This window comes from Luteibacter sp. 1214, assembly GCF_031455395.1.
Taxonomy (GTDB): Bacteria; Pseudomonadota; Gammaproteobacteria; order Xanthomonadales; family Rhodanobacteraceae; genus Luteibacter; species Luteibacter mycovicinus.
Map to the genome: position 1 here is coordinate 92,040 of NZ_JAVDSQ010000004.1, position 24,229 is coordinate 116,268.

Sequence of the window (24,229 nt, forward strand, 5' to 3'; positions counted from 1 at the left end):
CATGGAATACCGTCGCCTCGGTTCGACCGGTCTCAAGGTTTCGGCGCTGTCGTACGGCGCGTGGGTCACGTTCGGTCGCCAGGTCGGCCGGTCGGAAGCGCGTGAGCTGATCGCGCTGGCCTACGACCATGGCGTGAATTTCTTCGATAACGCCGAGACGTACAACGCGGGCGATGCCGAGCGCCTGATGGGCGACGTGATCGCCGACCTGCGTCTGCCGCGCGACGCGTACACGGTGTCGAGCAAGGTGTTCTTCGGCGCGGTGAAAGATCCGAAGCCGACGCAGCGCGGCCTCTCGCGCAAGCACGTGTTCGACGCCTGTCATCAGGCGCTCGATCGTCTGCGCGTCGATTACCTCGACCTGTATTTCTGCCACCGCGCCGATCCGGATACGCCGATCCTCGAGACGGTGCTGGCGATGGACACGCTGGTCCGGCAGGGCAAGGTCATGTACTGGGGCACCAGCGAATGGGCCGCCAGCGAGATCGAGGAAGCGCACCGGCTTGCGCGCGAACATCATCTCATCGCGCCGTCGATGGAGCAGCCGCAGTACAACCTGTTGCATCGCGAGCGCTTCGAGCAGGAGTACGCACCGCTGTACGAGCGCTACGGCATGGGCACCACGATCTGGTCGCCACTGGCGTCGGGGCTGCTCACGGGCAAGTACAACGACGGTATCCCTGACGACTCACGCATGGGCCACGCCGACTACGCATGGCTGCGTGAGTCGCTGCTCGGTAACGACGGGGCGCGGCTTGAAACGGTGCGTTCGCTCGCCCCGATTGCGGCTGATCTCGGCATTCCGCTGGCGCGGTTGTCGCTCGCCTGGTGTCTGAAAAACCCGAACGTTTCGACGGTCATCCTCGGTGCCAGCCGAACCTCGCAGCTCGAAGAAAACCTGAAGGCTCTCGATGCGGTAAGTCTGCTCGACGATGCGGTTATGGGGCGCATCGAAGCGGCGCTCTCGCGCTGAGGCGAGGGAGTCGCCGGCTGACATTCTTGTCGCTAGGTCCTCCTACGGCCTTCGCCTTCGTGCGGAAGCGCTCCAAGAACGCCAGCCGCCGACTCCCTTCCAGCGTTACGTTGCAGTGGGGTGCGAGCAGAGCACTCTTCGCTTTCCTGCCTGCAACCTCAGGAGTCGGAGGGTGCTGTTGGATGCCGTTCTCGGAGCGCTTCCGCACGTAGGCGAAGGCCGAAGGAGGACTTAGCGACGAGAAGGGCACCCAACAGTACCCCTTCGTCAGCGCGTGCTGTGCAAACGTGCGGCCGCACCCGTCACGGCGATAATGCTCAAATGTCGCCGTAAAGCGCCTGCAAGGCTGCAATCGCCGCCAGACCCGCTGTTTCCGTCCGCAGGATTCGTGGTCCCAGCTTCAGTCCCGCAAACCCGTGCGCCGCCAGCGCCACAGGGTCCCTGTCTCCGAACCCGCCTTCGGGGCCAATAGCCAACATCGCCGCACCCGTCAGTCCGAGTTCGCCGGCGCGCTTCGTTCCTTCGGGCAGTAGCGCGAGCCGCATCGGGCCGCCTTCGCCCAGCGAGGCAAGCCAGGTCGCCATCGGTACGGCGGCTTCCACCTGCGGCACCCGGGCGCGTCCCGACTGCTCGCATGCGCTGGCGGCGACCGCGCGCCAGTGGAGCAGGCGTTTCTCGGAGCGCGCCGCGTCCAGCTTCACTTCGGAACGCTCGGTCAGGATCGGCACGATGCGGGCGATGCCCAGTTCGGTGGCCTTCTGCACGATCAGGTCCATTTTCTCGCCGCGCGCCACGCCCTGTACCAGGGTGAGCGACAGCGGCGATTCGTTCTGGAGCTGCCGCCCTTCGCCCACGCTCGCCACCACTTCGCGTTTGCCCACGCTGGTCAGCGTGGCATCGAACTCCGTGTCGTCGTGGCCCGAAAACAGCACGACCGGCGCGCCGGCCTCCATGCGCAAGACGCGGGCGACGTGCTCGCCCGCCTGGGCGGGCAGGGTGATGTCAACTCCGCTGGTCAGCGGCATGTCGACATGGATGCGGATGGTGCGCATGGTGGGGCCTTCTGTCACGGAACATGCATTGTAGCCAGCGATGCGGACGGCTATCGTCGTCCCATCGACGAAGGAGCCGCGTAATGCCGATCGCCTGGTACTTCGATTTCGTCTCCATGTTCAGCTGGCTGCAGTGGCCGGCGGTGCGCGAACTGGCTCAGGAGCGGGAGGTCGTGCTGCGGCCGATCCTGTTCGGCGGCCTGCTGAAGCAGATGGGGCAGCGCGGCCCGGCGGAGATCCCGCGCAAGCGCGAGTTCACCTATCGGTACGCGCTGTGGCGGGCACGGCAGGCGAACGTGCCGCTGAAGTTTCCCCCGACCCATCCGTTCAATCCGCTGCCGGCGCTGCGCCTGTGTGTTGCCGCCGGGTCGACGCCCGAGGCCGTCGGTGCCATCTTCGAGTGGATATGGGTGCATGGCCGTGCGGCGGATACGCCCGAGACGATCCAGCCACTGGCGACGTCGCTGGGCATCGGCGACGTCAGCGCCGCGCTCTCCGCGCCCGGCGTCAAAGCCGCCCTGCAGGCGAATTTCGAACAGGCGATGCGCGATCAGGTCTACGGCGTGCCGACGCTGGCGATCGGCAACGAGTTGTTCTGGGGTGCTGACGCGCATGCGTTTGCGATGGATTACCTCGCTCATCCCGAGCTGTTCGATGACAGTGAGATGGCGCGTCTTGGCGATCTGCCGATCGGGCTGTCGCGGATCCGATAAGGCCGTCGCAAAGTCGAAGCTGGCGACCGGTCAAGAAAAACGGATTTTTCAGAATTTTCGCGTAGTACGGCGCATGGCCTGAAACCTAGGCTTCACTTGCGGGCGTCGAATGGCGCGACGTCATTCGGCACCTGCATCGTGAATCTACGGAGTCGGGCAGATGATGAGAAGAAGAAATCGCACTAAAGCAGGCTTGTGGATGCTTGCTGCGCTCAGCGTGGCAGCGGGGGCGGAATTGCCAGGCGCGGCAAGGGCAGATGACCAGAATCAGGTTTCGGTGTCGTCGATGAGCATCGATGCCCGCCGTAACGTCGAGCGTCGCGTCGACGAGGTCGCTAATCGCATCGCGAACTCGAAGTCTTTCTTTGAGGAAGATCATCTCCCCATCCATATCAAATCCCAATTTGATCCGGTGGGCCAGTCGCTTCTCATGGAAGTGGATGAAAGGTTCGGCCCGGTTTCCGGCTACGTGGAAATGGAAAATCTCCAGTCGGAAATTGCCAATGAGATCTGGCCGATGCTGGAGAATATCCATGGAATCCAGGGGCTTGATTGGCGCTACGGTGGGAAAGACTTGTACTTCTGGTTCCCTGGCGACAGGCGTGAGCCCGAAAAATCGAAATCAACAAAGCCCACTAGCAGGGACGGCCTCGGGTCAGTCTTGATCAACGATGGACATGGTTACTACTACCACCATGGCTTTCACGACTGGCGATTCCAGCGAGAACCGGCGAATGGAATTATCGAGGACCGGGTCACTTCAGAGATTGCTACCCCACTATGGGCGTGGCTGAGCATGGACGGCGTGGCTGTGAAAACTAGCCGGGAGTCGTCTTTCGGGAATCACGAGCCGAGCGGCAAACCTCTTTATCTGATGGCCGCTCGTTACCTTCTTGAGCGGTCCCTTCCAGAGAGACCGGATATCTGGCATTCGTTGCCCGATGATGTGAGCGACTTGCGGGAGTATAGGGAAGACATTCGAAGTCGGCCGCTGTTCGCAAATGCGCTTGGCGTAGACGCCATGATCAGCATTCACACCAATGCTTCGGACAACGCCAGTGTACGGGGTACAAGGGTCTTCTCTCAGCCCGGTCGCCCCGAGTCGGCTGAATTTGCATCCATGGCTCTCTGCTACATGCGTGAACATATTCATGCGAGCAAAGCTTATGAGGATTTTGCGGTCGCACCGAATCCCCAGTTTTCCGACAAGGGTGAGAATCGCCTGGCCGATATGCCGGCGATTATCGTTGAGCTCGGTTTCCATACAAACGCCGAGGACGCCGCGGCATTGAAAGATCCACTTTTCGTCGGAAGCGCGATGCGCGGTTTGGCCAAGGCCTATCGTCTCTTCCGTAACGGTGAACGTTGCGAGGAGTTCGCCGTTCGGGTCCCAGACAAAGCAGAGAGCATAGTGGGTGACGTAACCAAAATTCCCATTACCTGGACCGGGTATCCCGATTATCCGATGAGCGTCAGTGCAGAGCGAGGATGGGCTATGGTGCCCGAAGCCCCTGCTGAGCAGCGCGTCGACCTTGGTTATCAGTGTCTTGACGATGACGTAGGGCGGTCTCCGTTCGCACTGAAAGTCGTAGGAAGAGACTTTGCTGGCATAGAGACAAAACCAGCGGAAATCATCATGAGCTGTCTGCCCAGGCCTGAGATAGGCGTTGCTCAGCGATAGACAACCGTGCGGATAAAAGGCGGCAGCGTAGAGCTGCGACTCGACGGCGTGATGAGTTGCCGTACCCGGCAGTTCGTCACGCCACAGCCTTTCCGATTCCCGCGATCGCCGTATCCACCATGAAGTCGATCTCGTCTTCCGTGATGCAATACGGCGGCATGAAATAAACGATGTTGCCGAGGGGCCGCAGCAGCGCGCCGTTCTCCAGCCCATGGCGATACACCCGCAGGCCACGTCGGTCGGCGGCCGGGAACGGCGTGCGCGAGGCTTTGTCGGCGACCAGTTCGATCGCCGCGATCATGCCGGTCTGACGCACCTGCGCCACATGAGGATGATCCACCAGCGGAGCGATGCGCATAGCCATGTGAGCTGCAAGCACGCGATTGCGCTCCAGCACCGGATCGTCACGGAAGATCTTGAGTGTCGCGGTTGCGGCGCGGCAGGCCAAAGGATTGCCGGTGTAACTGTGCGAATGCAGGAAGGCCTTGCCCGCCGCATATTCCGCATAGAACGCCTGATACACGTCGTTCGTCGTGACCACGGCGGACAACGGCAAGAACCCGCCGGTCAATCCCTTCGACAGGCACATGAAATCCGGTGACACGACTGCCTGCTCGCAGGCAAACAACGTGCCGGTACGGCCGAAGCCCACGGCGATTTCGTCTGCGATGAAGTGCACGTTGAACTCGTCGCACAGGGCGCGTAACCCGGTGAGATACGAGGGGTCATACATGCGCATGCCGCCGGCGCACTGGACCAGCGGCTCGACGATCACTGCACAGGTTTCGTGCGCGTGGCGTTCGAGGATCGTGCGCATCTCGCCGAGGCGGCGAGTGGCGATCTCCTTCGGGGTCTCGCCCGGCTCGCCCTCAAACGTATCCGCGGAGGGTGCCAGTTCCGGCGTGAGCAGCAGGGGCGCATACGTCTTGCGGTAAAGCGCCACGTCGCTCACCGACAGGGCACCCAGCGTCTCACCGTGGTAGCTACCGGTAAGGGCGATGAAGCGGGTCTTCTCGCCGTGCCCCTGGTTCAGCCAGTAATGGAAGCTCATTTTCAGCGCCACTTCGATCGCGGCGGAGCCGTTGTCGGCGAGGAATACCCGGTCGAGGCCATTCGGCGTGATCCGGACCAGTTCCTCGGCCAGTTCCACGGCGGGCTCGTGGGTGAAGCCGGCGAAGATCACGTGCTCCAGCCGGTCGAGCTGGTCCTTCAGTGCCCCGGCGATGCGCGGCTCGGCGTGGCCGAACAGGTTGGTCCACCAGGAACTGACGGCATCGAGGTAGCGTTTACCGTCCGCGCCCACCAGCCATGCCCCTTCGCCGCGTACGACGGGTACCATGGGCAGGGTTTCGTGGTCGTGCATCTGGGTGCACGGGTGCCAGAGGACGGAGAGATCGCGTGCGATGAGGGTGTCGGTCATCCGCCCATGATCGCCCCCGGTCCTTCGTGGCTCAAGTGAGGATGTTGAGGTGATGGTTTGAAATGGCTTCGCCGGGTCGCCCTGATCGTTGTCGTGCTGCTGCTGGTCTCGGGCCTGCTGTACTGGTTCCTGCCGGCCAGTCTGGCCGTGCCGTTCGCCGCGTCCCGCGCGAAAGGGCTGGTGCTGGACGATCTCTCGGGCACCTTGTGGGATGGGCGGGCAGGGCGTGTCACGGGCCGTGACGGCCGCGAACTGGGCAGCGCCACGTGGCGCCTCGGTCGGGACGCCATCCTCGGCCGCATTCATCTCGATCTTCATCTCGAGGGGCGCGCCGGCCGCTTCGACGGCCATCTCGAACGGACCGATCCCGATGCCATGCATTGGACCGGCATCGACTTCCGGCTCGACGCCGCAGCGCTGGCTGGCCCGGCTCTGCCACCCGAACTGATCCCGATGGGCGTCGTCGACGGCCAGATCCCGCGCGCCGACCTGCAGGGTAACTGGCCTGTCGCGCTCGACGCCGATATCCACTGGCGCGCCGCGGCCATACGCACGCCGGAGGGCTACGTCGCCCTGGGAGGTCTCGCCCTGAAGGCGGCCAGCGTCGGCGGCGTGCTTCGCGCCACGCTCGCGGACGACGGCAAGGGCTCGCTGGCGGTCGACGCCGCGCTCGCCGCGTCGCCGCTGGGCTGGCGTCTGGACGGCAAGCTGGTCCCGCGGGTCGCGGACAGTGCGCTGTCGCACCTCATCGCACGTTTCGGCCCCATCGGGCGCAACGGCTCCGTCAATCTGCAACGCAAGGCCGGGTTAGCGCCCGCGAACACGCCATGACCGACACCCTCGACAAGGCGCTTGCCGCCGCCCGTGACGCCGCCGGCGCCGCCGCGGAGATCATCCTTCACTACTGGCGCTCGGGCGTCGACGTGATCGTCAAGGGCGACGACACCCCCGTGACCGTCGCCGACCGCGAGGCCGAGCTGGCCATCCGTGCGATCCTCTCCAAGGCATTGCCGGAGGCCGGTATCTACGGCGAGGAGTACGGCGCCGACGACACGACGCGCGACTACCTGTGGCTGGTCGATCCGCTGGACGGCACGAAGAGCTTTGTCCGCCGCACACCGTTCTTCTCCACGCAGATCGCGCTGATGCACCGGGGCGAGCTGGTGCTCGGCGTCTCCTCCGCCCCGGTGTATGACGAGCGGATGTGGGCCGTACGCGGGCGCGGGGCCTTCCTCGACGGTGAGCCGGTGCGCGTGGCGGCCACCGAGGCCATGTCCCAGGCATCGATCTCCACCGGTAACGTAAAAACGTTGACGAGCGATGCCCGCTGGGATGCGCTGGGCGCGATGATCCGCGACAGTAACCGCATCCGCGGCTACGGCGATTTCTGCCACTACCACCTGCTGGCGCGCGGTGGCCTCGATCTGGTGGTCGAGTCCGACGTCAACATTCTGGATATCGCCGCGCTGGCCGTGATCGTCAGCGAAGCCGGTGGCGTCTTCACCGACCTGTCCGGCGCCGCGCCTGGCCTGGAGACGCGCAGCGTACTGGCCGGCACCCCCGCGATCCACGCCGAGGCGCTCGCCCGGCTTACCGGGGCTACAATCGACCGATGAACAAACGCCCGACGATCCTCGCGACGCGCGACGCGTCCAGCAGCTACTTCCGCCATGCGGAAGAAGTCGACCTCGAATTCTCGAACGGAGAACGCCGCACGTTCCAACGGCTGAAGAGCGGCGGTCACGGCGCCGTGCTCATCGTTCCGATGCGGGATGCGGACACCGTGCTGCTGGTGCGCGAATACAGCGTCGGCGTCGAGCGCTACGAGCTCGGCGCACCGAAAGGCCGCATGGATGCCGGCGAAACCGCGGAAGAGGGCGCGAACCGGGAGCTGAAGGAGGAAGTCGGCTTCGGTGCGCGCAAGCTCACCTTCCTCGGCACGCTGTCGCTGTCGCCCGCGTATATGACCCACCAGATCCACATCGTGCTGGCCGAGGATCTGTACCCGGAACGCCTCGCGGGTGACGAGCCCGAGGAACTGGAAGTCCTGCCATGGCGCCTGGATAACCTCCACGAGCTCATCGCGCGCGACGACGTGACCGACGGACGTTCCATCGCCGCACTCTTCATGGCCCGCGAGTTCCTCGCCGGGCGCTATACGCCGGCATGAGCGGCGCGCACGCCGCCTGGCTCGACCCGGTCTGCGCGATCGCGCGCGAAGCGGCCGAGGCCATCCTCGCCATCTACGCGCAGGATTTCGAAGTCGTCTGCAAGGACGACAATTCACCGGTGACCGCCGCCGACCTCGCCGCGCAGCGTGTCATCGCGGAAGGCCTGCGGAAGCTCGCGCCGGGCGTGCCGGTGATTTCCGAGGAGGCGCTCGCCGCGTCCTGGGCGGAGCGTCGCACCTGGCGCCGTTACTGGCTGGTCGACCCACTCGACGGTACGCGCGAGTTCGTGAAGCGCAACGGCGAGTTCACCGTGAACATCGCACTGATCGAGGACCATCGCTCGGTGCTGGGTGTCGTGCTGGCGCCGGTTACGGGCGATCTCTACGCCGCGGTGGCTGGCGGTGGCGCGTGGCGCCAGCGCTCGGTCGATGCACCACGCGAAGCCATTCGCACGCGTTCCGCCGACAGTCTGCTGATGGTCACCGGTAGTCGCTCTTACGGCACCGGTGGTCGCACGATGACCTTGCTCGAACGCCTCGGTAAGCACGAGACCTTTGCGCTGGGCTCTTCGCTCAAGTTTTGCGTGATCGCTCGCGGTGAAGCGGACATCTATCTGCGCCTGGGCGCCACGTCCGAGTGGGACACTGCGGCGGCTCAGTGCGTGCTCGAAGAAGCGGGCGGCGCGGTGCTCGATCTGGCTGGTCGTCCGTTCCGGTACAACACGCGCGACTCGTTGATCAATCCCGAGTTCATTGCCTGCGGCGACACCGGCGTCGACTGGACAGCGCGGCTGATCGACCCGGAGAATCCCGCGTGACACGACCTGTCGACGACCTCATCGCGATCATGGCGCGCTTGCGCGATCCGGAGAACGGTTGCCCCTGGGATGTGAAACAGAACTTCGCCACGATCGGGCCATACACGATCGAGGAAGCTTACGAAGTCGCCGACGCGATCGATCGCAACGACATGCGCGATCTTCGTGATGAACTGGGCGACCTTCTCCTTCAGGTGGTCTTTCATTCGCGCATGGCGGAAGAGGCCGGGCACTTCGCATTCGGCGATGTGGTCGACGCGATCTGCGACAAGATGGTGCGCCGCCATCCGCACGTGTTCGAGGATGTGACGCACGCGAATGACACGGCACGTTCGCGTGACTGGGATCGTCTGAAGGCCGAAGAGCGTAAGGCGCGTGGCGTGGAAGACACCAGTGCGCTGGCCGGTATCTCTTCCGGACTGCCGGAGTGGCAGCGTGCGGTGAAATTACAGAAGCGCGCGGCTAACGTCGGCTTCGACTGGCCGGATCACACGCCGGTGCTGGACAAGATGGCGGAAGAGATCGAGGAGGTCCGCCACGAGTTCGAAAACGGTGCCGATGAAGATCGGCTGGCCGACGAGATTGGCGACGTGCTGTTTGTCGCGGCGAATCTGGCGCGGCATGCGAAGGTCGATGTGTCACGCGCGTTGCGTGGGGCGAATGCGAAATTCGAGCGACGCTTTCGCGGGATGGAAGCCATGGCCGCGGCCGAGGGCCGTACGTTGTCGTCGTATTCGCTGGAGGAGCAGGAAGCGCTCTGGGTTCGCGTCAAGCGCGACACCGCCATGTAGGAGCGCGCCTCGCGCGCGAACCCAGAACATCGCGCGCAAGGCGCGCTCCTACAGGCAAGAAACGGGGCCTTTCGACCCCGTCGTGTCTTATTTGCCGTCAGCCGGCTTCGAAGCGGCGCGTGCCTGCATGCGCTGCCTGAAAGCCTCCATGTCCTGATGACGCTTCTGGTCCTGCGCGAGGTTCTCGTCGAGGCTCTTGCGCAGTGTCGAGATCGCGGCATCGACGTTCTGCGGCTGCATCTGCGCACGTGCCAGGTGACGGTACGCATAGTCACGCACTCGCGGATTCTGCGACTTGGCGAGTACTTCGTTGTACAGCGCCGGCAGTTCCTTCTGGCGACCGGTGGTTACGTAAAGGCGCTCGAGCGAACGAAGGTCGCCGATCACGCCACCGTCTTCCGGACCGCCATGGCCATGCTGGCCCCAGCCGCCACGCTCGCCGCGGCCGTGCCCATGATCGCCACCGTGGCCCCATTTCGGACCGTCGGGACCCTGCGGGCCGGGGCCACGCTGCGGGCCGCCGGTCTGGGCGGACGAGGTGGCCGGAGCGGCAGGGGTCTTGGGAGCGGCATCCTGCGCATACGCGAAGGCAGCCGAGCCGGCGAGGAGGAGGGAAGCGGCACTGGCGAGAAGGGTCTTGCGTTGCATAGGTTATCTCCCGGTTGGACTTGCACGGTGAAAAACGTGCCGCCGCGCGACCGGTTGACCGACCCGTTGTGATCCAGTCAGCATTCCGTGCGGGTCGCTTGCAACCTTTTCCGTCCGGCCGGCATCCATCACCGGTACACCGAATCACTCCGGAGGGTTTTCCCCATGCGGCACCTGATCTTCGCGTCACTCCTGCTTCTTCCCGCCATCGCTCTTGCCGATGATGTGCCTTCCTGCCAATTTCATGCGGACCGCAACCTCGATCTCGACCTGTCGGGCGTGCGTTCCGTACATTTCATCGTGAATGCTTACGACCTCTCGGTCGAAGGTGGCGCGGCGGCCGGCAAGGGAACCATCCGTGGCAAGGCATGCGGTTCGAGCCAGGAACTGGCCGATAACCTCGTCGTGACCCAGGAAAAGCGCGGCGACACGCTCGTGGTCGAACTCACCACCAAGCGCAAGGGCTGGTCGGGCGGCTGGGGAAGCAATTACAGCTACCTCAAGGTCGACGCCAGTATCCCCGTGACGCTGCCGGTGACGGTTGAAGTCGGTTCGGGCGACGCGAAGGTGCGCGGCGTCGCTTCGCTGGACAGCAAGGCAGGTTCCGGCGATATCGAGGTCTACGACGTGAAGGGTGCCGTCAAGACACGCATCGGTTCGGGTGACTTCACCAGCGACGGTACCGGCTCGATCGAGGTCGACTCCGTCGGCTCGGGTGATTTCAAGGCTCGCCATGTCTATGGCGACGTTCGCATCGGCACTGTCGGGTCGGGCGACGCCAAACTGGTCGACGTCGACGGCAACGTTGAAGTCGGCACCATCGGTTCGGGTGACCTCGAGGTCGACGGCGTGAAAGGCAACCTCACCGTCCGGACCAAGGGCAGCGGCGACATCGAGGAGCACGGCGTGAGCGGCAAGGTTGACGTCCCGAATTCGGACCGCTGAGTCCACACGTTCCGGCGACATCGTCTGACGATATGATCCCGCCCTCACCGGCGGGATTTTTTCAGATGGCGTGGCTACCCGAATCGTTGCGCAACCTTCGCCGCGATGTACTTTTTCTCGTACTGCTGGCCGTGGCCGTGGTCTTCGCGGTGGCGAAACCGTCGCATCTGAAGGCGTGGCCTGGCCTGGTCGACTGGCCGACGATCGCGACCCTCACCGGGTTGCTGGTTCTGACCAAGGCCGTCGAGAACAGCGGTGCGCTCAACGTCGCGGGGCGCTGGCTGATCGATCGCACTTCCACACGCCGCATTGCCGCGCTGGGGCTGATCGCGCTCACCGCGCTGTTGTCGATGCTGCTGACCAACGACGTGTCGCTGTTCGTCATGGTGCCGCTGACGCTGAGCATGTGTCGCATCGCACGCATGCCCGCGACGCGTCTGGTCATCTTCGAGGCCCTTGCGGTCAACGCGGGCTCGATGCTCACGCCGATCGGCAATCCGCAGAACCTGTTCCTGTGGCAGCAGTGGAACAACGGATTCGGCGGCTTCGTGTGGGCGATGCTGCCCCTGGTCGCGATCGTACTGGTCTTGCTGCTCGGCCTGACCGCGGTCGCATTCCCCTCCACGGCGCTCGAAGTTCACGAAGACACGGACGATCGTGTCGATCGCGGCATGCTCATCGTTGCCGCGGCCCTCTACGTTCCCTTTCTGGTGCTGGCCGATCTGCACCACGAAATCTGGGCCCTGGCGGGCGTGCTCGTCGTGTTTCTCGCGTACCGCCGCCGCATCGTCGCCGCGATCGACTGGGGCCTGCTGCTTACCTTCGTACTCATGTTCATCGACCTGCGCATGCTCGCGGGGCTCGAAGCGATCAGGTCGTTTATCGGCGGGTTTGGGCTGGACACGCCGCTGCATCTCTATGCGACGGGCGCGCTGGCGTCGCAGGTGGTCAGCAACGTGCCGGCGGCGATTCTGCTGGCGGAGTATTCGCATGACTGGCGCACCATCGCGTTCGGCGTGAACGTGGGTGGCTTCGGTTTCGTGCTGGGGTCGCTGGCCAACCTGATCGCGTTGCGGCTGCTGGGGGAGCGCAAGGCATGGGGCACGTTCCATCTCTGGTCGGTGCCGTTTTTTATCCTTGTCGGTCTGATCGGCTGGGCGTTGTTGTAAGAGCGTGCTCCGCGCGGTCCTGCAGGGTCGCGCGCGGGGCGCCCTCAGACCTTCCGATTGCCCTTGGCGCCCGTGTTGCTGTTGCCTCGGTCATGCGCCTTGATGAAATCGCGCACGTCCGGGTAAACGATGTCGCGCCAGCGACGACCGCTGAAGATGCCGTAATGACCGGCGCCTTCCACGGTGATGTGCTTCTTGCGCTTCTTCGCGATGCCCTTGCAAAGGCTGTGCGCGACCTCGGTCTGACCGGGGCCGGAGATGTCGTCGAGTTCACCTTCGATGGTGAGCAGGGCGGTGTCCTTGATTTTGGCCGGCTGCACCAGTTCGCCGTGGATCTCCCACGTACCCTTGGGCAGGCGGTGCTCCTGGAACACCGTCTCGATCGTGTCGAGGTAGTACTCGGCCGGCATGTCGAGCACGGCGTTGTATTCGTCGTAGAACTTGCGGTGCTGCTCGGCGTCGTCGAGGTCGCCCTTGCGCAGGTTCTCGTAGAAGTCCCAGTGCGACATGACGTGGCGGCTCGGGTTCATCGCCAGGAAGCCCGCGTGCTGCAGGAAGCCCGGGTAGACCTCGCGGCCGGCACCGGGATACTGGTACGGCACCTTGTGGATCAGCTGGTTGCGAAACCACGACAGCGGCCGCGTGGTGGCCAGGTTGTCGACACTGGTGGGACTCTTGCGCGTGTCGATCGGGCCGCCCATGAGGGTGAGCGTGGCGGGCGTCGCCTCACCGCGCGCAGCCATCAGCGAGACGGCGGCGAGCACCGGCACGGTCGGCTGGCAGACCGAGACGACGTGCGCGCGGTGCACGCCGACGTGACGGATGAATTCCTCGACGTAGGCGACGTAGTCCGCCAGCGAGAACGAGCCTTCGTCCAGCGGGATCATGCGCGCGTCGACCCAGTCGGTGATGTACACCTTGTGGTCGCGTAGCAGGGTGCGCACGGTGTCGCGCAGCAGGGTCGAGTGATGGCCCGACAACGGAGCCACGACCAGCACCGCCGGATCGTTCTTCATCTTGTCGACGGTCGACTGATCGTCGGAAAAGCGTTTGAAACGCTTCAGTGTGCAGAACGGCTTGGCCAGCGCCACCTGCTCGACGATGGCGACGTCGTGCCCGTGCGCGTGCACACTGTGGATATCGAATTCAGGCTTTTCGTAAGCCTTGCCCAGGCGGAACATGAGCTCGTACCCCGCCGCGGCGCGATCGGCGCCGGGCATGCGGGCAAACGGGCTGGCAACGTCGCCAAACATCTTCGCGCTCGCCTCGGCCCAGTAGGTCAGAGGGCTGAGCATCGAGCGTTGCCATTCGTGCATGAGATAGAGCATGCAGGTTCCGGAAGGGGCGGGGAGGGTGGCGCATCATAACCAGTTGCGCCGCGCCATATGTAAAGCCCCTGTTTTTGCTCGATTTAAACGGCGGCCTTGCGGCAGACCAGCAGGACCTCGTCCACGCCCGGGCCCGGCTCGAAGCCCGGCCTGAAGTCCAGGGCCTTCTGGAAACGCACGCCGAGCGGCATGAACACGCGGTTGTACCACCACATGGCGCGGGCGCGCTGGTGGGTCAGGTACCACTGGCCGAGGTCGAGCAGCTTCGAGGATTTGGGCTGCATACCGTAAACGGCGCTGCGCTCGATGGTGAATCCGTGGCGGGCGAGCAGGTCGCGGATGGCGTCCGGCTCGTAGCGGCGGTAATGCCCGACGAAATCGTCGAAGGCGGTCCAGGCGTCGGGATGCAGCGGCACGGAAATCAGCAGGCGGGCACCCGGCTCGGCGACACGCGCGAGTTCACCGAGCGCGCCTTCATCGTCCACCACGTGCTCGAGGATGTCGAAAGCGCAGACGAAATCGAAGCTGGCGTCGCGAAACGGCAGGGCGCCGATCATGGCGTTGGCGACCCTGGCACCGTTGCGGCCGAGCTCCGCCAGCGCGGGAACGCTGAGATCGACGAACTGGGTGCCTTCGAGCGGCAGGCGCGGACGCAGGCCCGGCGCGACTTCGAGGCGGCGCGACGTCTGGGCCGCCAGTTCGGAAACCAGCGGCCAGGTATTGAAGCGCTTCGGTGAAAACAGCTTCGCTTCGGACCACAGCGCGTCGTAGAAACGCTTATTGCTGCCGATCAGGTCGGCGTCGGTCCGCGAGGCCGTCGAGCCCGAGGTGACTGATGCAGTGGACATACGTTACCTCGGGCGGGACGAAACATCAGCGCAGGCGGGAAAGCTCACGCAACAGGGGCAGGCGGCGGACGCGAACCGCGGTGGCGCGGAACACGGCGTTGGCGAGCGCGGGCGCCGCCGAGGGTACACCGATGACGCTGGCGCCGGTGGGTTCGGCCGTGGAGGGCACGATCACCGTTTCGACCTCGTAGGGCAGCGGCTGCGTCGCCGAGACCGGGTAGTCACGGAATCCCGTCTGCTGCACCTTGCCGTCCTTCACCGTGATGGCGAGGTTGAGGGCGGTCGACAGGGCATCCATGGTGGCGCCCTGCAACTGCGCTTCCAGGCCCAGCGGGTTGATCGCCCGGCCCACATCCGCGACGCAGACCGCGCGGCGGATATCGATGCCGTCCGCCGTGGGCGCCACTTCGATGGCGTGCGCCACGTAGGCGCCGAATACATACGAGCAGGCGATGCCGAGGCCGTTTTCGCTGCGCAGCCAGCGGCTCCAGTCGATCTTCTCGGCAGCCAGTTTCAGCACGTTGGCGAGGCGGGCCGTGTCGAGGGGGCCGCCACGGCCGTTGTATGGCAGCTGGCGTCCCTCGCCGAGCATGGCGAGCCGGAAATCGAGCGGGTTCAGCTTCAGCGAATGGGCGATCTCGTCGATGAAGCTTTCCGTGGCGAACGCGGGTGTGACATGCGGCGAGCCGCGCCATTCACCGCGTGCCAGCTGCGATTCCAGGGGGTACCAGTCGCTGCGGAAGTTCGGTACAAGTCCGGCGGGAAGCGCGTCGGGGACCAGCTCGGACTGCCACAGGCGGTTGTCCGGCGTGGCGCGGCCGACCAGCATCGACGGGCTGGCCATCCGCTGGTGCCAGCCCACGATCGCTTTCTTCCGGTCGATGGACGCGTTCAGTCGATGCACCGCCAGAGGGCGGTAATAGTCGTGTTCGAGATCGTCGTCACGGGTCCACAGCAACTTGATCGGCCGGTTGCGAACGGTGTCGGCCTTCTTCGCCAGAGCGACGGCGACAGCCTCGGCGATATAGTCCTGCTCGAGGCGACGGCCAAAGCCGCCGCCACCGCGGGGCACCTGGATATCGATCTGTTCGGGCTTGAATCCGGTCATGCGCTGCACGACGGCGTAGGCCGCGCGCGGAGATTGGGTAGCTGCGATCACCGTGATGCTGGTATCGGCATCCAGGCGAACCACACAATTCGGTGTCTCCGCCGTGGCATGGGCGATCCAGGGCTGGAAATAGGTGGCTTCGAGCGCGCGTGCGGCCTTCTTGCGCGCGGCGGCGACGTCGCCGTCGTTGCGAACGGTGGAAGGCTCCGCCGCCCCGGCCTCGTCGCCAAACAGCTCCAGCGCCTTCTGCTCGAGCGTGTACGCGGAAGGTTCGACGCTGGGGCCCTGCTTCCAGGTGGCCTTCAACGCGGCACGACCGGCGAGAGCGCTCCAGGTATCCGTGGCGAGCACGGCTATCGAAGGCACCTGTACGGCGGTGCCTGAAAGCTGGCCCTGTTCGGGTGTGATGTCGATGACGTCGTAGACGCCGGCAATCTTCCTGGCCGCTTCGCGATCGGCGGTATCCAGCGAGCCGCCCGGGTAGGGGCAGCGCGCGAGCACGGCGACCACGGCGTCGCCGATACTGTCGTCACCGGCATAACGAAGCTGTCCGGTCACCGCCGCGCGGGCGTCCACGTCACCGGCAGGCTGACCGATCAGGCGGTAGGCGTCGGTGGCCTTCAGCGGCGGCGCTGTCGACGGCGCGTCGATCGAGGCAGCGGCCGATGCGAGATCGGCATAAGAAAGACGACGCCCATCGCTCGCGATGACGACGCCGTTCTCCGTGTGCAGCTGGTCGGCAGGCAGGCCGAGGCGACGCGCGGCCGCCTGCAGGATCAGCCAGCGACCGAGGGCGCCTGCCTGGCGCAGGTCGGCCCAGGCGGCGGGAATGCTCGTCGCGTCGCCGCTGCGCTGCCGGCCATAGGTGAATCTGGGTTCGCCGTTGCCTGCCTGGATGCCAAGCCCGAGCGGCTCGACGATGACGCGCGACCAGTCGGCATCGAGTTCTTCGGCGATGATGCGCGCCAGCGACGTCGCGGTGCCTTCGCCGTTGTCCGGATCGCGCACGCCGATGTAGATGCGACCATCGGCTGCGACGCGCAGGTACGAGCCGACCTGGGCCCAGGCGTCGCCCAGCAGGCCGACCGGCGGCGGTCGGTCGAGGGCTTCGGCGCTGCCGATACCGATGACCAGTGCCCCCGCGGTGCCCGCGGCGTACTTGAGAAAGCGGCGGCGGGAGAGTCGGACTTCGCCACTCATGCCTTGCCGTCCTTCATGTTGCCCGCGGCGCGTTTGATCGCCTTGCGGATGCGGCCATAGCTTCCGCAGCGGCAGAGGTTGCCTATCTTGTCGATGTCGGCGTCCGACGGGTTTTTCTGCCGCGAGAGCAGCTCCACCGCCGCCATGATCTGGCCGGGCTGGCAGAAGCCGCACATGATCGCGTCCTCGTCGATCCACGCCTGCTGTACCGGATGCAGCTTGCCGTCGGCGCCGGCCAGACCTTCGACGGTGGTGACACGCTTGCCGGTGAGCTTCTCCATCGGCGTCTGACACGAGGCCACGGCCTTACCGTCGACGATGACCGTGCAGAAGCCGCAATCACCCTGATCGCAGCCGTATTTGGCGCCGGTCAGGCGCAGGACGTCGCGCAGGTACCAGAGCAGGGGCATGGTCTTGTCGCCCGAGTGCCGGTACCGCTTGTCGTTGATGATGAGGTCGATGCCTTCGCGTACGGGCTTGGGCGCCGGTTGCGAGGCGTCCTGTCGGGTCGGAACGGGTACGGGAGACGTCGGGCCTTGCTGTGCCATCTGCTTTCCTCAGCTGAACCGGTTCATTGTGGCATCCGTGCCCATGATCAGCGAGCCACTTTACTGAACAGATGTCGCCAGACCGCATACACAGGCAGTCCGGCGAGCACCACGAGGCACACCACGCCGGCGCTCAGCGGCTTGTCCCAGGCGTAGGCGACGACCACCGCGATCACGGTGCCGAGGAAAATCATCGGCAGCAACGGATACGCCGGCGTGGCGAACGCCGGCCGGCTGCCGCCGTGGCGGCGATACCAGAACAGCGTGGCGATGGTCACGGCGTACGCGACCCAGTCGCCGAACGCCGCGAAATCCAGCAACTGCCCGTAATTGGCCGACAGGACCAGCACAATGGCCCACGCCGCGAGCGCCATCAGGGCGATGTTGGGCGTGCGGTAACGCGGATGCAGCCGCGCTACGCTGGAGAAGAACAGGCCATCCTCGCCCATCACCTGGAGCACGCGGGCGCCCGCCACGAGGGTGATGTTGCAGAAACCCAGTGTGGAAACGGCGATGCCGATGGCTATGACTTTGGCGCCGGCCGCACCGAACACACGGCTCATGACGTCGGCGGCGGGTGCCTGGCTGGCGGCGAGGCCATCGTGACCCAGCACGGCCATATAAGCGTAGTTGGTGAGCACGTAGGCGGCGATGACCACCAGCATGCCCAGTACCAGCGCGCGTGGCAGCGTCCGCTGCGGGTCACGTACTTCGCCCGCGAGATTGTTGAGGTAGCTGAAGCCGGAAAAGGCGAACAGCACCGGCAGCAGGGCGCCGGCGAGGCTGCCGCTCGTCGGCGCGACGCCCGGTGCCAGTGCATGAGTGGTGCCGACGCCGGCGAAGGCCAGGCCGGTCACCACCAGGGCGGCGATGGCGAGCAGCTTCAGGATGGCGAAGAGATTCTGTACCTGGGCGCCGAAGCGGATCCCGAAAAGATTCAGCCCGGTCACGAAAATCAGCGCGCCCACGGCCAGCGGCTTGACCAGGCCGGGCGACAGACCGAACACCGACGTGGCGTAGCTGCCGAAGATCGTCGCCACCGCGGCGCTGCTGCCGCTGTAGATCACCAGCAGCATGGTCCAGCCGAACAGGAAGCCGGCCAGACGGCCGAACGCCTCACGCAGGTAGACGTAGCTGCCGCCCGCTTCCGGGCGCCGGGCGCCGAGTTCGGCGTAGCAGAGGCAGCCGATCAGGGTCAGCAGGCCCCCGCCCACCCACAACGCCAGCAGTACCCAGCCCGAGGACGTGCGTTGCGCGACGATGCCCGGGTTGAGAAAGATGCCGCCCCCGATGATGCCGCCGACGACGATGAGTGCGGCATCCATGAGGGTGAGGCGGCGGGCGTAGCCGGGATTTTCCATGAGACGTGGGTCGTGATCGGGATAAAGGACGGAGAATAGCCCAGATTGCGTTTTCTCCGTTGCGGCGCAACACTTCGGGGGATAGTCAGCCTTGGCTGACCGCTTCTTTCCCCAGCCAACAAAAGAGTCCCGTGAGCGAAAACGCAAACGCGCCGTTGCCTCTCAACGCGCCCTGGATCGTCATGAAGTTCGGCGGCACTTCGGTGGCCACCGCCGCACGCTGGCGCAATATCCTCGAGCTGGCCGCCAGCCGCCGCGCCGAAGGCGCGCGCGTGCTGATCGTGGTCTCGGCCCTGTCCGGCATTACGGACGGCCTGAAACAGCTTTGCACGCACACGGAATCGAAACGCCGCTCGGACGCGGCCGCCGCCCTGGCCGATCGCCACCACGCCCTGCTCGCCGAGATGTCGCTCGCCATGCCGGAGACGCTCGGCGCGCGCCTGGCCGATCTGGCCGGTCTTGCCGACAGCGGTGCCGGCGAGCTCGGTGAACTGGCCTGGCAGGCCCGTGTTCAGGCGCATGGCGAGCTGATGTCCAGCGCGCTCGGTGCGGCATTCCTCAGCGCGAACGGTCTGCCCACCACGTGGGTCGACGCGCGCGAGTGCCTGCATTCGGTGGCTCTGCCCAACCAGAACGAGCGGACCCGCCTGCTCTCGGCGATGGTCGAGCCTCATCACGATGCCGCCCTGACGGCCTCGCTGGCCGAGCGCGGTGAGGTCTTCATCACCCAGGGCTTCATCGCCTGCGACGAGGAAGGCCGCACGGTGCTGCTCGGTCGCGGCGGTTCGGATACGTCGGCGGCCTATTTCGGCGCGCTGCTGGCGGCTTCCCGCGTGGAGATCTGGACCGACGTGGCGGGCATGTTCAGTGCCAACCCGCGCCAGGTCGCCGGCGCGCGCCTGCTCCAGCGCCTGGACTACGAAGAAGCCCAGGAAATCGCCTCCACCGGCGCCAAGGTGCTGCACCCGCGCTGCCTGTCTCCGCTGCGCGAGCCCCGCGTCCCCCTGCTGATCAAGGACACCAACCGGCCCGAACTGGAAGGCACCTTCATCGGTCCCGAGATCCGCGAACACGCACCCAGCATCAAGGCGATCAGTGCGCGCAAGGGCATCACGCTGGTCTCGATGGAGTCTGTGGGCATGTGGCAGCAGGTCGGCTTCCTGGCCGACGTGTTCGATGCCTTCCGCCGGCATGGTCTCTCCGTCGACCTGATCGGCTCGGCGGAAACCAATGTCACGGTCTCGCTCGACCCGACCGAAAACCTGCTCGATTCCGACGCCATCGCCGCGCTTGCCGCGGATCTGGCGCGCGTCTGCAGGGTGAAGGTGATCGCGCCGTGCGCGGCGATCACGCTGGTCGGCCGCGGCATGCGCTCGATGCTGCACAAGCTGTCGGGTGTGCTGGCCGAGTTCGGCCAGCTTCGCGTCCACCTGATCTCGCAGTCGTCCAACAACCTCAACCTGACCTTCGTCGTCGACGAGGACGTGGTGGACGACATGCTGCCGCGTCTGCACGAACTCCTGATCGGTGCGGGCGCTCTGCGCACGGACGACAGCGTGGTGTTCGGGCCGTCGTGGCAGGCCTTGTACGGTGCGGGCGAACAGGTGCTGCCGGCCGCCGCATGGTGGCAGGGCGAGCGCCTGAAGCTCGTCGACCTCGCGAAAGAGCGCACGCCGCGCTACGTCTATCATCTGCCGACCGTGCGTGCGCAGGCACGCCGGGTGAAATCGCTGCAGGCGGTGGACCGCGCGCATTACGCGGTCAAGGCCAATACGCATCCGGGCATCCTCAAGGTGCTGGCGGAAGAAGGCTTTGCCTTCGAGTGCGTCTCGCCGGGCGAGCTCGCCGCCGTCTCGGCGGCGGTGCCCGAGAGCACGCCGCTGCTGTTCACTCCGAACTTCGCCGCGCGTCGCGATTTCGAAGCCGCGTTGCGGACGCGCGCGACCATCACCATCGACGCGCTGTATCCGATCGAGCACTGGAGCGATCTGTTCGCCGGTCGCGAGATCATTCTGCGCGTGGACCTCGGTCGCGGGCTGGGGCACCACGACAAGGTGAAAACGGGCGGTACCGGCAGCAAGTTCGGTGTGCCGATCGAGCAGATCGACCGTTTCCTGCGTCTGGCCGATGCCGCGGGCGCACGGGTGATCGGCCTGCATGCGCATCTGGGCTCGGGCATTCTCGATGCCGCGCACTGGGGCGAGGTCTACTCGCAGCTGGCGGCGCTCGCGGAGCGTATCGGCACCATCACCGTGCTGAACATCGGCGGAGGCCTGGGTGTGCCGTCGCATCCGGGCGAGACCGCGCTCGACATGCCCGCGCTCGATCGCGTGCTGACCTCGGTACGTCAGGCCTATCCGCAGTTCCAGTTGTGGATGGAGCCCGGCCGCTATCTGGTGGCCGATGCCGGCGTGCTGCTGGCGCGTGTCACACAGGAAAAGGAGAAGGGCGCCAACGTGCGTTACCTCGGTCTCGACACGGGCATGAACAGCCTGATCCGTCCCGCGCTCTACGATGCCTGGCACGAGATCGTGAACCTCACGCGCCACGGTGAAGCGGCGACCACGATGTACCAGGTGGTCGGCCCCATTTGCGAGTCCGGTGACATCCTCGGTTCGGACCGGCGCCTGCCGGAATCGAAAGAGGACGATGTGATCCTCGTGGCGCAGGGCGGCGCATACGGTGCCGTCATGTCATCGCGCTACAACCTTCGTGACGAAGCTGACGAGGTGCTGCTGCCGTGACCGCCAACCTCACCGATCCACGCGGAAGCGAGCGCTTCCGCTTCGTCCGTCACAGCTTCGTCGATGGTGTCGCCGAGCTGGTCTACGCCTTCGACGACGGCCTCGAGCTGATCGAGCGCGTTACGTTTCCGGGGGCGCCGACGGTCCCGCCGGAGCGCGAGGCGGCGTTCGCGTCGGCGCTCCGGCTGCTGCATATCGTCGCCGGTGTCAGCTACTACAAGGCGGGCATCCCGCCGTCGATCGTGATCGACGGCGAGCCGCTCGACGAAGAGACGGCGACGCTTGCCGACGCGCTGTATCTGCATGGTCTGGCCGAGTTCGCCTATCGCAACCGGCTGGATCTGCGTGGGCGTATCGCGTTTCCGTTCGAAAGTCGTGATCGCGTCACGGCCCCCGCGATCGGTTTGCCGGCACGCTCGTTGCTGCCGATCGGTGGCGGCAAGGATTCCGTGGTCGCCGTCGAGGCCGTGAAGTCGATCGGTGGTGACGCGACGGCGGCGTGGGTCGGCAATTCACCGCTCATCGCCGAATGTGCGGCGCGAACCGGTCTGTCGACGCTGAACATTTCGCGCGAGCTGGCGCCGGGTCTGTTCGAACTGAACCGCCTGGGCGCGTGGAACGGGCATATCCCCGTGACGGCGATCAACTCGGCCATTCTGACGCTGGCGGCTCTGTTGTACGGCTACGACTCCATCGTATTCGCCAATGAACGTTCGGCATCGGTCGCCACGCTGGAATACGAAGGTCAGGAAGTGAATCACCAGTGGAGCAAGGGCTTCGGTTTCGAGAAGACCTTCCACGACTATCTGCATTCGCATGTCGCCGCCGATCTCGACTATTGTTCGCTCCTGCGACCGTGGTCGGAGCTGGCGGTGACCAGCGCATTCGCGCGCCTTGGCGCGGCGTATTTCGATGCGTTCTCCAGTTGCAACCGGAACTTCCGTATCCTCGGCCCCAAGCCGGCGGATCGCTGGTGCGGTCAGTGCCCGAAATGCCATTTCGTGTTTCTCGCGCTCGCGCCGTTCATGGCCAAACCGCGGCTGGTATCGATCTTCGGGCGCAATCTGCTCGATGACGACTCGCTGGCCGACGCGTTCGACGCGTTGCTCGAATACAAGAACCACAAGCCGTTCGAGTGCGTGGGCGAGGGCGCCGAAGCGCGCGCCGCGCTCGCGTCGCTGGCGGAGCGTCCGGAGTGGCGCGAAGATGCGCTGGTGTCGCGTTTCCGTCGCGAGATTCTTCCGCAACTTGACTCGTCCGAGCTCGTACTCGAGCCCTGGCTGAAGCCGGGTGCGTCGCACCTCGTGCCATCGCGTCTGCTCGGAGCGCTGGATGCGCTGGGCTGATCTCGAGGGGCGCCGCGTCGCCGTCTGGGGTTTCGGTCGCGAAGGGCGTGCGGCCCTCGACGCGCTGGCCCGGCATCTGCCGGGTCAGCTGGTCGATGTCTACTGTTCGTCCGACGAGGCGGCCGCGGCACGTGCTTCGTTTCCATGGGCGCACGTACATGACGTGTCCCCCGATGCCGATGCGCTCGCGTCGTACGACATCGTCATCAAGTCCCCCGGTATCTCCGCGTACAAGCCCGAACTGCTCGATGCGCAGGCGCGCGGCACGCGTTTTACATCGGGCACCGCGCTCTGGTTCGCCGCCCATGTGACGGCGAAGACCATAGCGGTGACGGGTACCAAGGGCAAAAGCACCACATCCGCTTTGATCGCGCATCTCGCGCGTTCGTTGGGTGTGCGCACGGCACTGGCCGGCAACATTGGCTTGCCAATGCTCGAACTCGATGGCGAGAGCGCCGATCTGTGGGTGATCGAACTGTCGAGTTTCCAGACCGGCGAAGCGTTTGGTGTCGGGCTTGGCGTCGTCACCAGTCTCTACGAAGAGCACCTCGACTGGCACGGCTCGCGCGAGCGTTACGTCAGCGACAAGCTGAAACTGCTTGCGTCATCCGCGCAGGTGCTGGTCAATGCGATGCAGCCTGCGCTGATGGCGCGAGCGGCGGGCCATCCGGGTCTGCATACGTTTGGCGACGAGGCGCACTGGCATGTCGCCGATGGCTGGATTCGGCGTGGAAGCGAAAACGTGATCGCGGCGTCCGCCGTGTCCGCGCCGGGTCTGCACAACGCGATCAACGCGTGTGCCGCCCTTGCCGCACTGGAGATCGCCGGCCTCGACGCGCGCGCGGCCGCGCCCGCGCTGTCTACCTTCGTTCCTCTGCCACATCGATTGCAGCCGCTGGGCGAGATCCATGGCCTGCGCTGGATCAACGATTCGATCAGCACGACGCCGCTGGCGAGTCTTGCCGCGCTCGAAAGCGTGGGAGCGGGACGTGTCGCGCTGATCGTCGGCGGGCACGATCGCGGTCTCGACTGGACGCCGTTTGTGGAAGCGATGCGCCTGCATGCGCCTGAGGCGATCGTGTGCCAGGGCGCCAGCGGTTCGCGTATCGCGGATGCGCTGGAGGCGGCGGGTGTCGCGAATGTGTATCGGGCAGCGGATCTCGCCGCCGCCGTCGGTGCCGCGCGTAACGCCCTGAGCGGCGAGGGCGTCATCGTGCTGTCGCCGGGTGCGCCGAGCTTCGACCAGTTCAGGGATTATGCGGAGCGTGGCAAACGCTTTGCCGAGCTGGCGGGGTTTGAAGCCGGCGCGGCCCGTATCCAGGGGCTGGGCGTCAGCTGACGCCGTCGCCGACAGGCTGACGTGAGC

General features: G+C 65.5%; 21 protein-coding genes. 13 read left to right on the forward strand and 8 right to left on the reverse strand.

Annotated elements, in window-relative coordinates; genetic code table 11:
* Position 1: 1 nt before the first annotated feature.
* Positions 2-973 (forward strand): aldo/keto reductase, encoded by a 972-nt coding sequence (locus J2X57_RS11285; protein ID WP_309867061.1) that lies wholly within the window; start codon positions 2-4, stop codon positions 971-973.
* Positions 974-1,290: 317 nt separating this feature from the next.
* Here the strand turns inward: J2X57_RS11285 and J2X57_RS11290 are convergent, their stop codons facing one another.
* Positions 1,291-2,025: a 16S rRNA (uracil(1498)-N(3))-methyltransferase gene (locus J2X57_RS11290; RefSeq protein WP_309867065.1), complete on the reverse strand. Its 735-nt coding sequence runs from the start codon at positions 2,023-2,025 to the stop codon at positions 1,291-1,293.
* An 83-nt stretch (positions 2,026-2,108) separates the two neighbouring features.
* Here J2X57_RS11290 and J2X57_RS11295 point away from each other — a divergent pair, with 83 nt between their 5' ends.
* Positions 2,109-2,738 (forward strand): 2-hydroxychromene-2-carboxylate isomerase, encoded by a 630-nt coding sequence (locus J2X57_RS11295; protein WP_036110797.1) that lies wholly within the window; start codon positions 2,109-2,111, stop codon positions 2,736-2,738.
* A gap of 199 nt (positions 2,739-2,937) precedes the next feature.
* Positions 2,938-4,419: an N-acetylmuramoyl-L-alanine amidase gene (locus tag J2X57_RS11300; protein WP_309867070.1), complete on the forward strand. Its 1,482-nt coding sequence runs from the start codon at positions 2,938-2,940 to the stop codon at positions 4,417-4,419.
* Between the two features lie 76 nt (positions 4,420-4,495).
* On the opposite strand, the gene J2X57_RS11305 is transcribed toward J2X57_RS11300, so the two are convergent.
* Positions 4,496-5,839 carry an adenosylmethionine--8-amino-7-oxononanoate transaminase gene (locus J2X57_RS11305; RefSeq protein WP_036110800.1) on the reverse strand — a complete coding sequence of 448 codons (1,344 nt, stop codon included), beginning with the start codon at positions 5,837-5,839 and terminating at the stop codon, positions 4,496-4,498.
* Between the two features lie 57 nt (positions 5,840-5,896).
* Here J2X57_RS11305 and gspN point away from each other — a divergent pair, with 57 nt between their 5' ends.
* The 5 genes from gspN to mazG are packed head-to-tail and all read left to right on the forward strand — an operon-like array spanning position 5,897 to position 9,618.
* Positions 5,897-6,670 (forward strand): type II secretion system protein N, encoded by a 774-nt coding sequence (gspN, locus tag J2X57_RS11310; RefSeq protein ID WP_036110802.1) that lies wholly within the window; start codon positions 5,897-5,899, stop codon positions 6,668-6,670.
* Positions 6,667-7,455: an inositol monophosphatase family protein gene (locus tag J2X57_RS11315; protein WP_043695567.1), complete on the forward strand. Its 789-nt coding sequence runs from the start codon at positions 6,667-6,669 to the stop codon at positions 7,453-7,455. The genes gspN and J2X57_RS11315 overlap by 4 nt, the downstream gene beginning before the upstream one ends.
* Positions 7,452-8,009: an ADP compounds hydrolase NudE gene (nudE, locus tag J2X57_RS11320; RefSeq protein ID WP_036110809.1), complete on the forward strand. Its 558-nt coding sequence runs from the start codon at positions 7,452-7,454 to the stop codon at positions 8,007-8,009. The genes J2X57_RS11315 and nudE overlap by 4 nt, the downstream gene beginning before the upstream one ends.
* Positions 8,006-8,827: a 3'(2'),5'-bisphosphate nucleotidase CysQ gene (gene cysQ / locus J2X57_RS11325; RefSeq protein WP_309867076.1), complete on the forward strand. Its 822-nt coding sequence runs from the start codon at positions 8,006-8,008 to the stop codon at positions 8,825-8,827. The genes nudE and cysQ overlap by 4 nt, the downstream gene beginning before the upstream one ends.
* Positions 8,824-9,618 carry a nucleoside triphosphate pyrophosphohydrolase gene (gene mazG / locus J2X57_RS11330; protein WP_308847896.1) on the forward strand — a complete coding sequence of 265 codons (795 nt, stop codon included), beginning with the start codon at positions 8,824-8,826 and terminating at the stop codon, positions 9,616-9,618. The genes cysQ and mazG overlap by 4 nt, the downstream gene beginning before the upstream one ends.
* 87 nt (positions 9,619-9,705) lie before the next feature.
* On the opposite strand, the gene J2X57_RS11335 is transcribed toward mazG, so the two are convergent.
* On the reverse strand, positions 9,706-10,266 hold the full coding sequence (locus J2X57_RS11335; protein WP_309867080.1) for a hypothetical protein: 561 nt from the start codon (positions 10,264-10,266) through the stop codon (positions 9,706-9,708).
* 165 nt (positions 10,267-10,431) lie between these two features.
* On the opposite strand from J2X57_RS11335, the gene J2X57_RS11340 reads away from it, so the two are divergent.
* A complete protein-coding gene (locus tag J2X57_RS11340) occupies positions 10,432-11,211 on the forward strand; it encodes a DUF4097 family beta strand repeat-containing protein (protein ID WP_309867083.1) in 780 nt (259 codons plus the stop codon).
* Between the two features lie 65 nt (positions 11,212-11,276).
* Positions 11,277-12,380, forward strand: a complete 1,104-nt coding sequence (locus J2X57_RS11345; RefSeq protein WP_309867085.1) for an SLC13 family permease — start codon at positions 11,277-11,279, stop codon at positions 12,378-12,380.
* Positions 12,381-12,424: 44 nt separating this feature from the next.
* Here the strand turns inward: J2X57_RS11345 and phaZ are convergent, their stop codons facing one another.
* From phaZ to J2X57_RS11370, 5 genes are all read right to left on the reverse strand, one after another.
* A complete protein-coding gene (gene phaZ, locus J2X57_RS11350; RefSeq protein WP_051943347.1) occupies positions 12,425-13,708 on the reverse strand; it encodes a polyhydroxyalkanoate depolymerase in 1,284 nt (427 codons plus the stop codon).
* A gap of 83 nt (positions 13,709-13,791) precedes the next feature.
* Positions 13,792-14,556, reverse strand: a complete 765-nt coding sequence (locus J2X57_RS11355; RefSeq protein WP_036110825.1) for a class I SAM-dependent methyltransferase — start codon at positions 14,554-14,556, stop codon at positions 13,792-13,794.
* A 25-nt stretch (positions 14,557-14,581) separates the two neighbouring features.
* Entirely contained in the window at positions 14,582-16,864 is a 2,283-nt protein-coding gene (locus J2X57_RS11360) for a molybdopterin cofactor-binding domain-containing protein (protein WP_309867095.1), read from the reverse strand.
* Positions 16,861-17,412 (reverse strand): (2Fe-2S)-binding protein, encoded by a 552-nt coding sequence (locus J2X57_RS11365; protein WP_079522592.1) that lies wholly within the window; start codon positions 17,410-17,412, stop codon positions 16,861-16,863. The genes J2X57_RS11360 and J2X57_RS11365 overlap by 4 nt, the downstream gene beginning before the upstream one ends.
* Positions 17,413-17,459: 47 nt before the next feature.
* Complete coding sequence (locus J2X57_RS11370; RefSeq protein ID WP_043695548.1) at positions 17,460-18,773, reverse strand: amino acid permease; 1,314 nt, start codon at positions 18,771-18,773, stop codon at positions 17,460-17,462.
* Between the two features lie 131 nt (positions 18,774-18,904).
* Here J2X57_RS11370 and J2X57_RS11375 point away from each other — a divergent pair, with 131 nt between their 5' ends.
* From J2X57_RS11375 to murD, 3 genes are read left to right on the forward strand one after another with little or no spacing between them, the layout of a single operon-like run.
* Positions 18,905-21,517 (forward strand): bifunctional aspartate kinase/diaminopimelate decarboxylase, encoded by a 2,613-nt coding sequence (locus J2X57_RS11375; RefSeq protein ID WP_303048772.1) that lies wholly within the window; start codon positions 18,905-18,907, stop codon positions 21,515-21,517.
* Positions 21,514-22,863 (forward strand): UDP-N-acetyl-alpha-D-muramoyl-L-alanyl-L-glutamate epimerase, encoded by a 1,350-nt coding sequence (murL, locus tag J2X57_RS11380; protein WP_309867099.1) that lies wholly within the window; start codon positions 21,514-21,516, stop codon positions 22,861-22,863. Before J2X57_RS11375 ends, murL begins: the two co-directional genes overlap by 4 nt.
* Positions 22,850-24,202, forward strand: a complete 1,353-nt coding sequence (gene murD, locus J2X57_RS11385; RefSeq protein WP_309867102.1) for a UDP-N-acetylmuramoyl-L-alanine--D-glutamate ligase — start codon at positions 22,850-22,852, stop codon at positions 24,200-24,202. Before murL ends, murD begins: the two co-directional genes overlap by 14 nt.
* Positions 24,203-24,229: the final 27 nt, after the last annotated feature.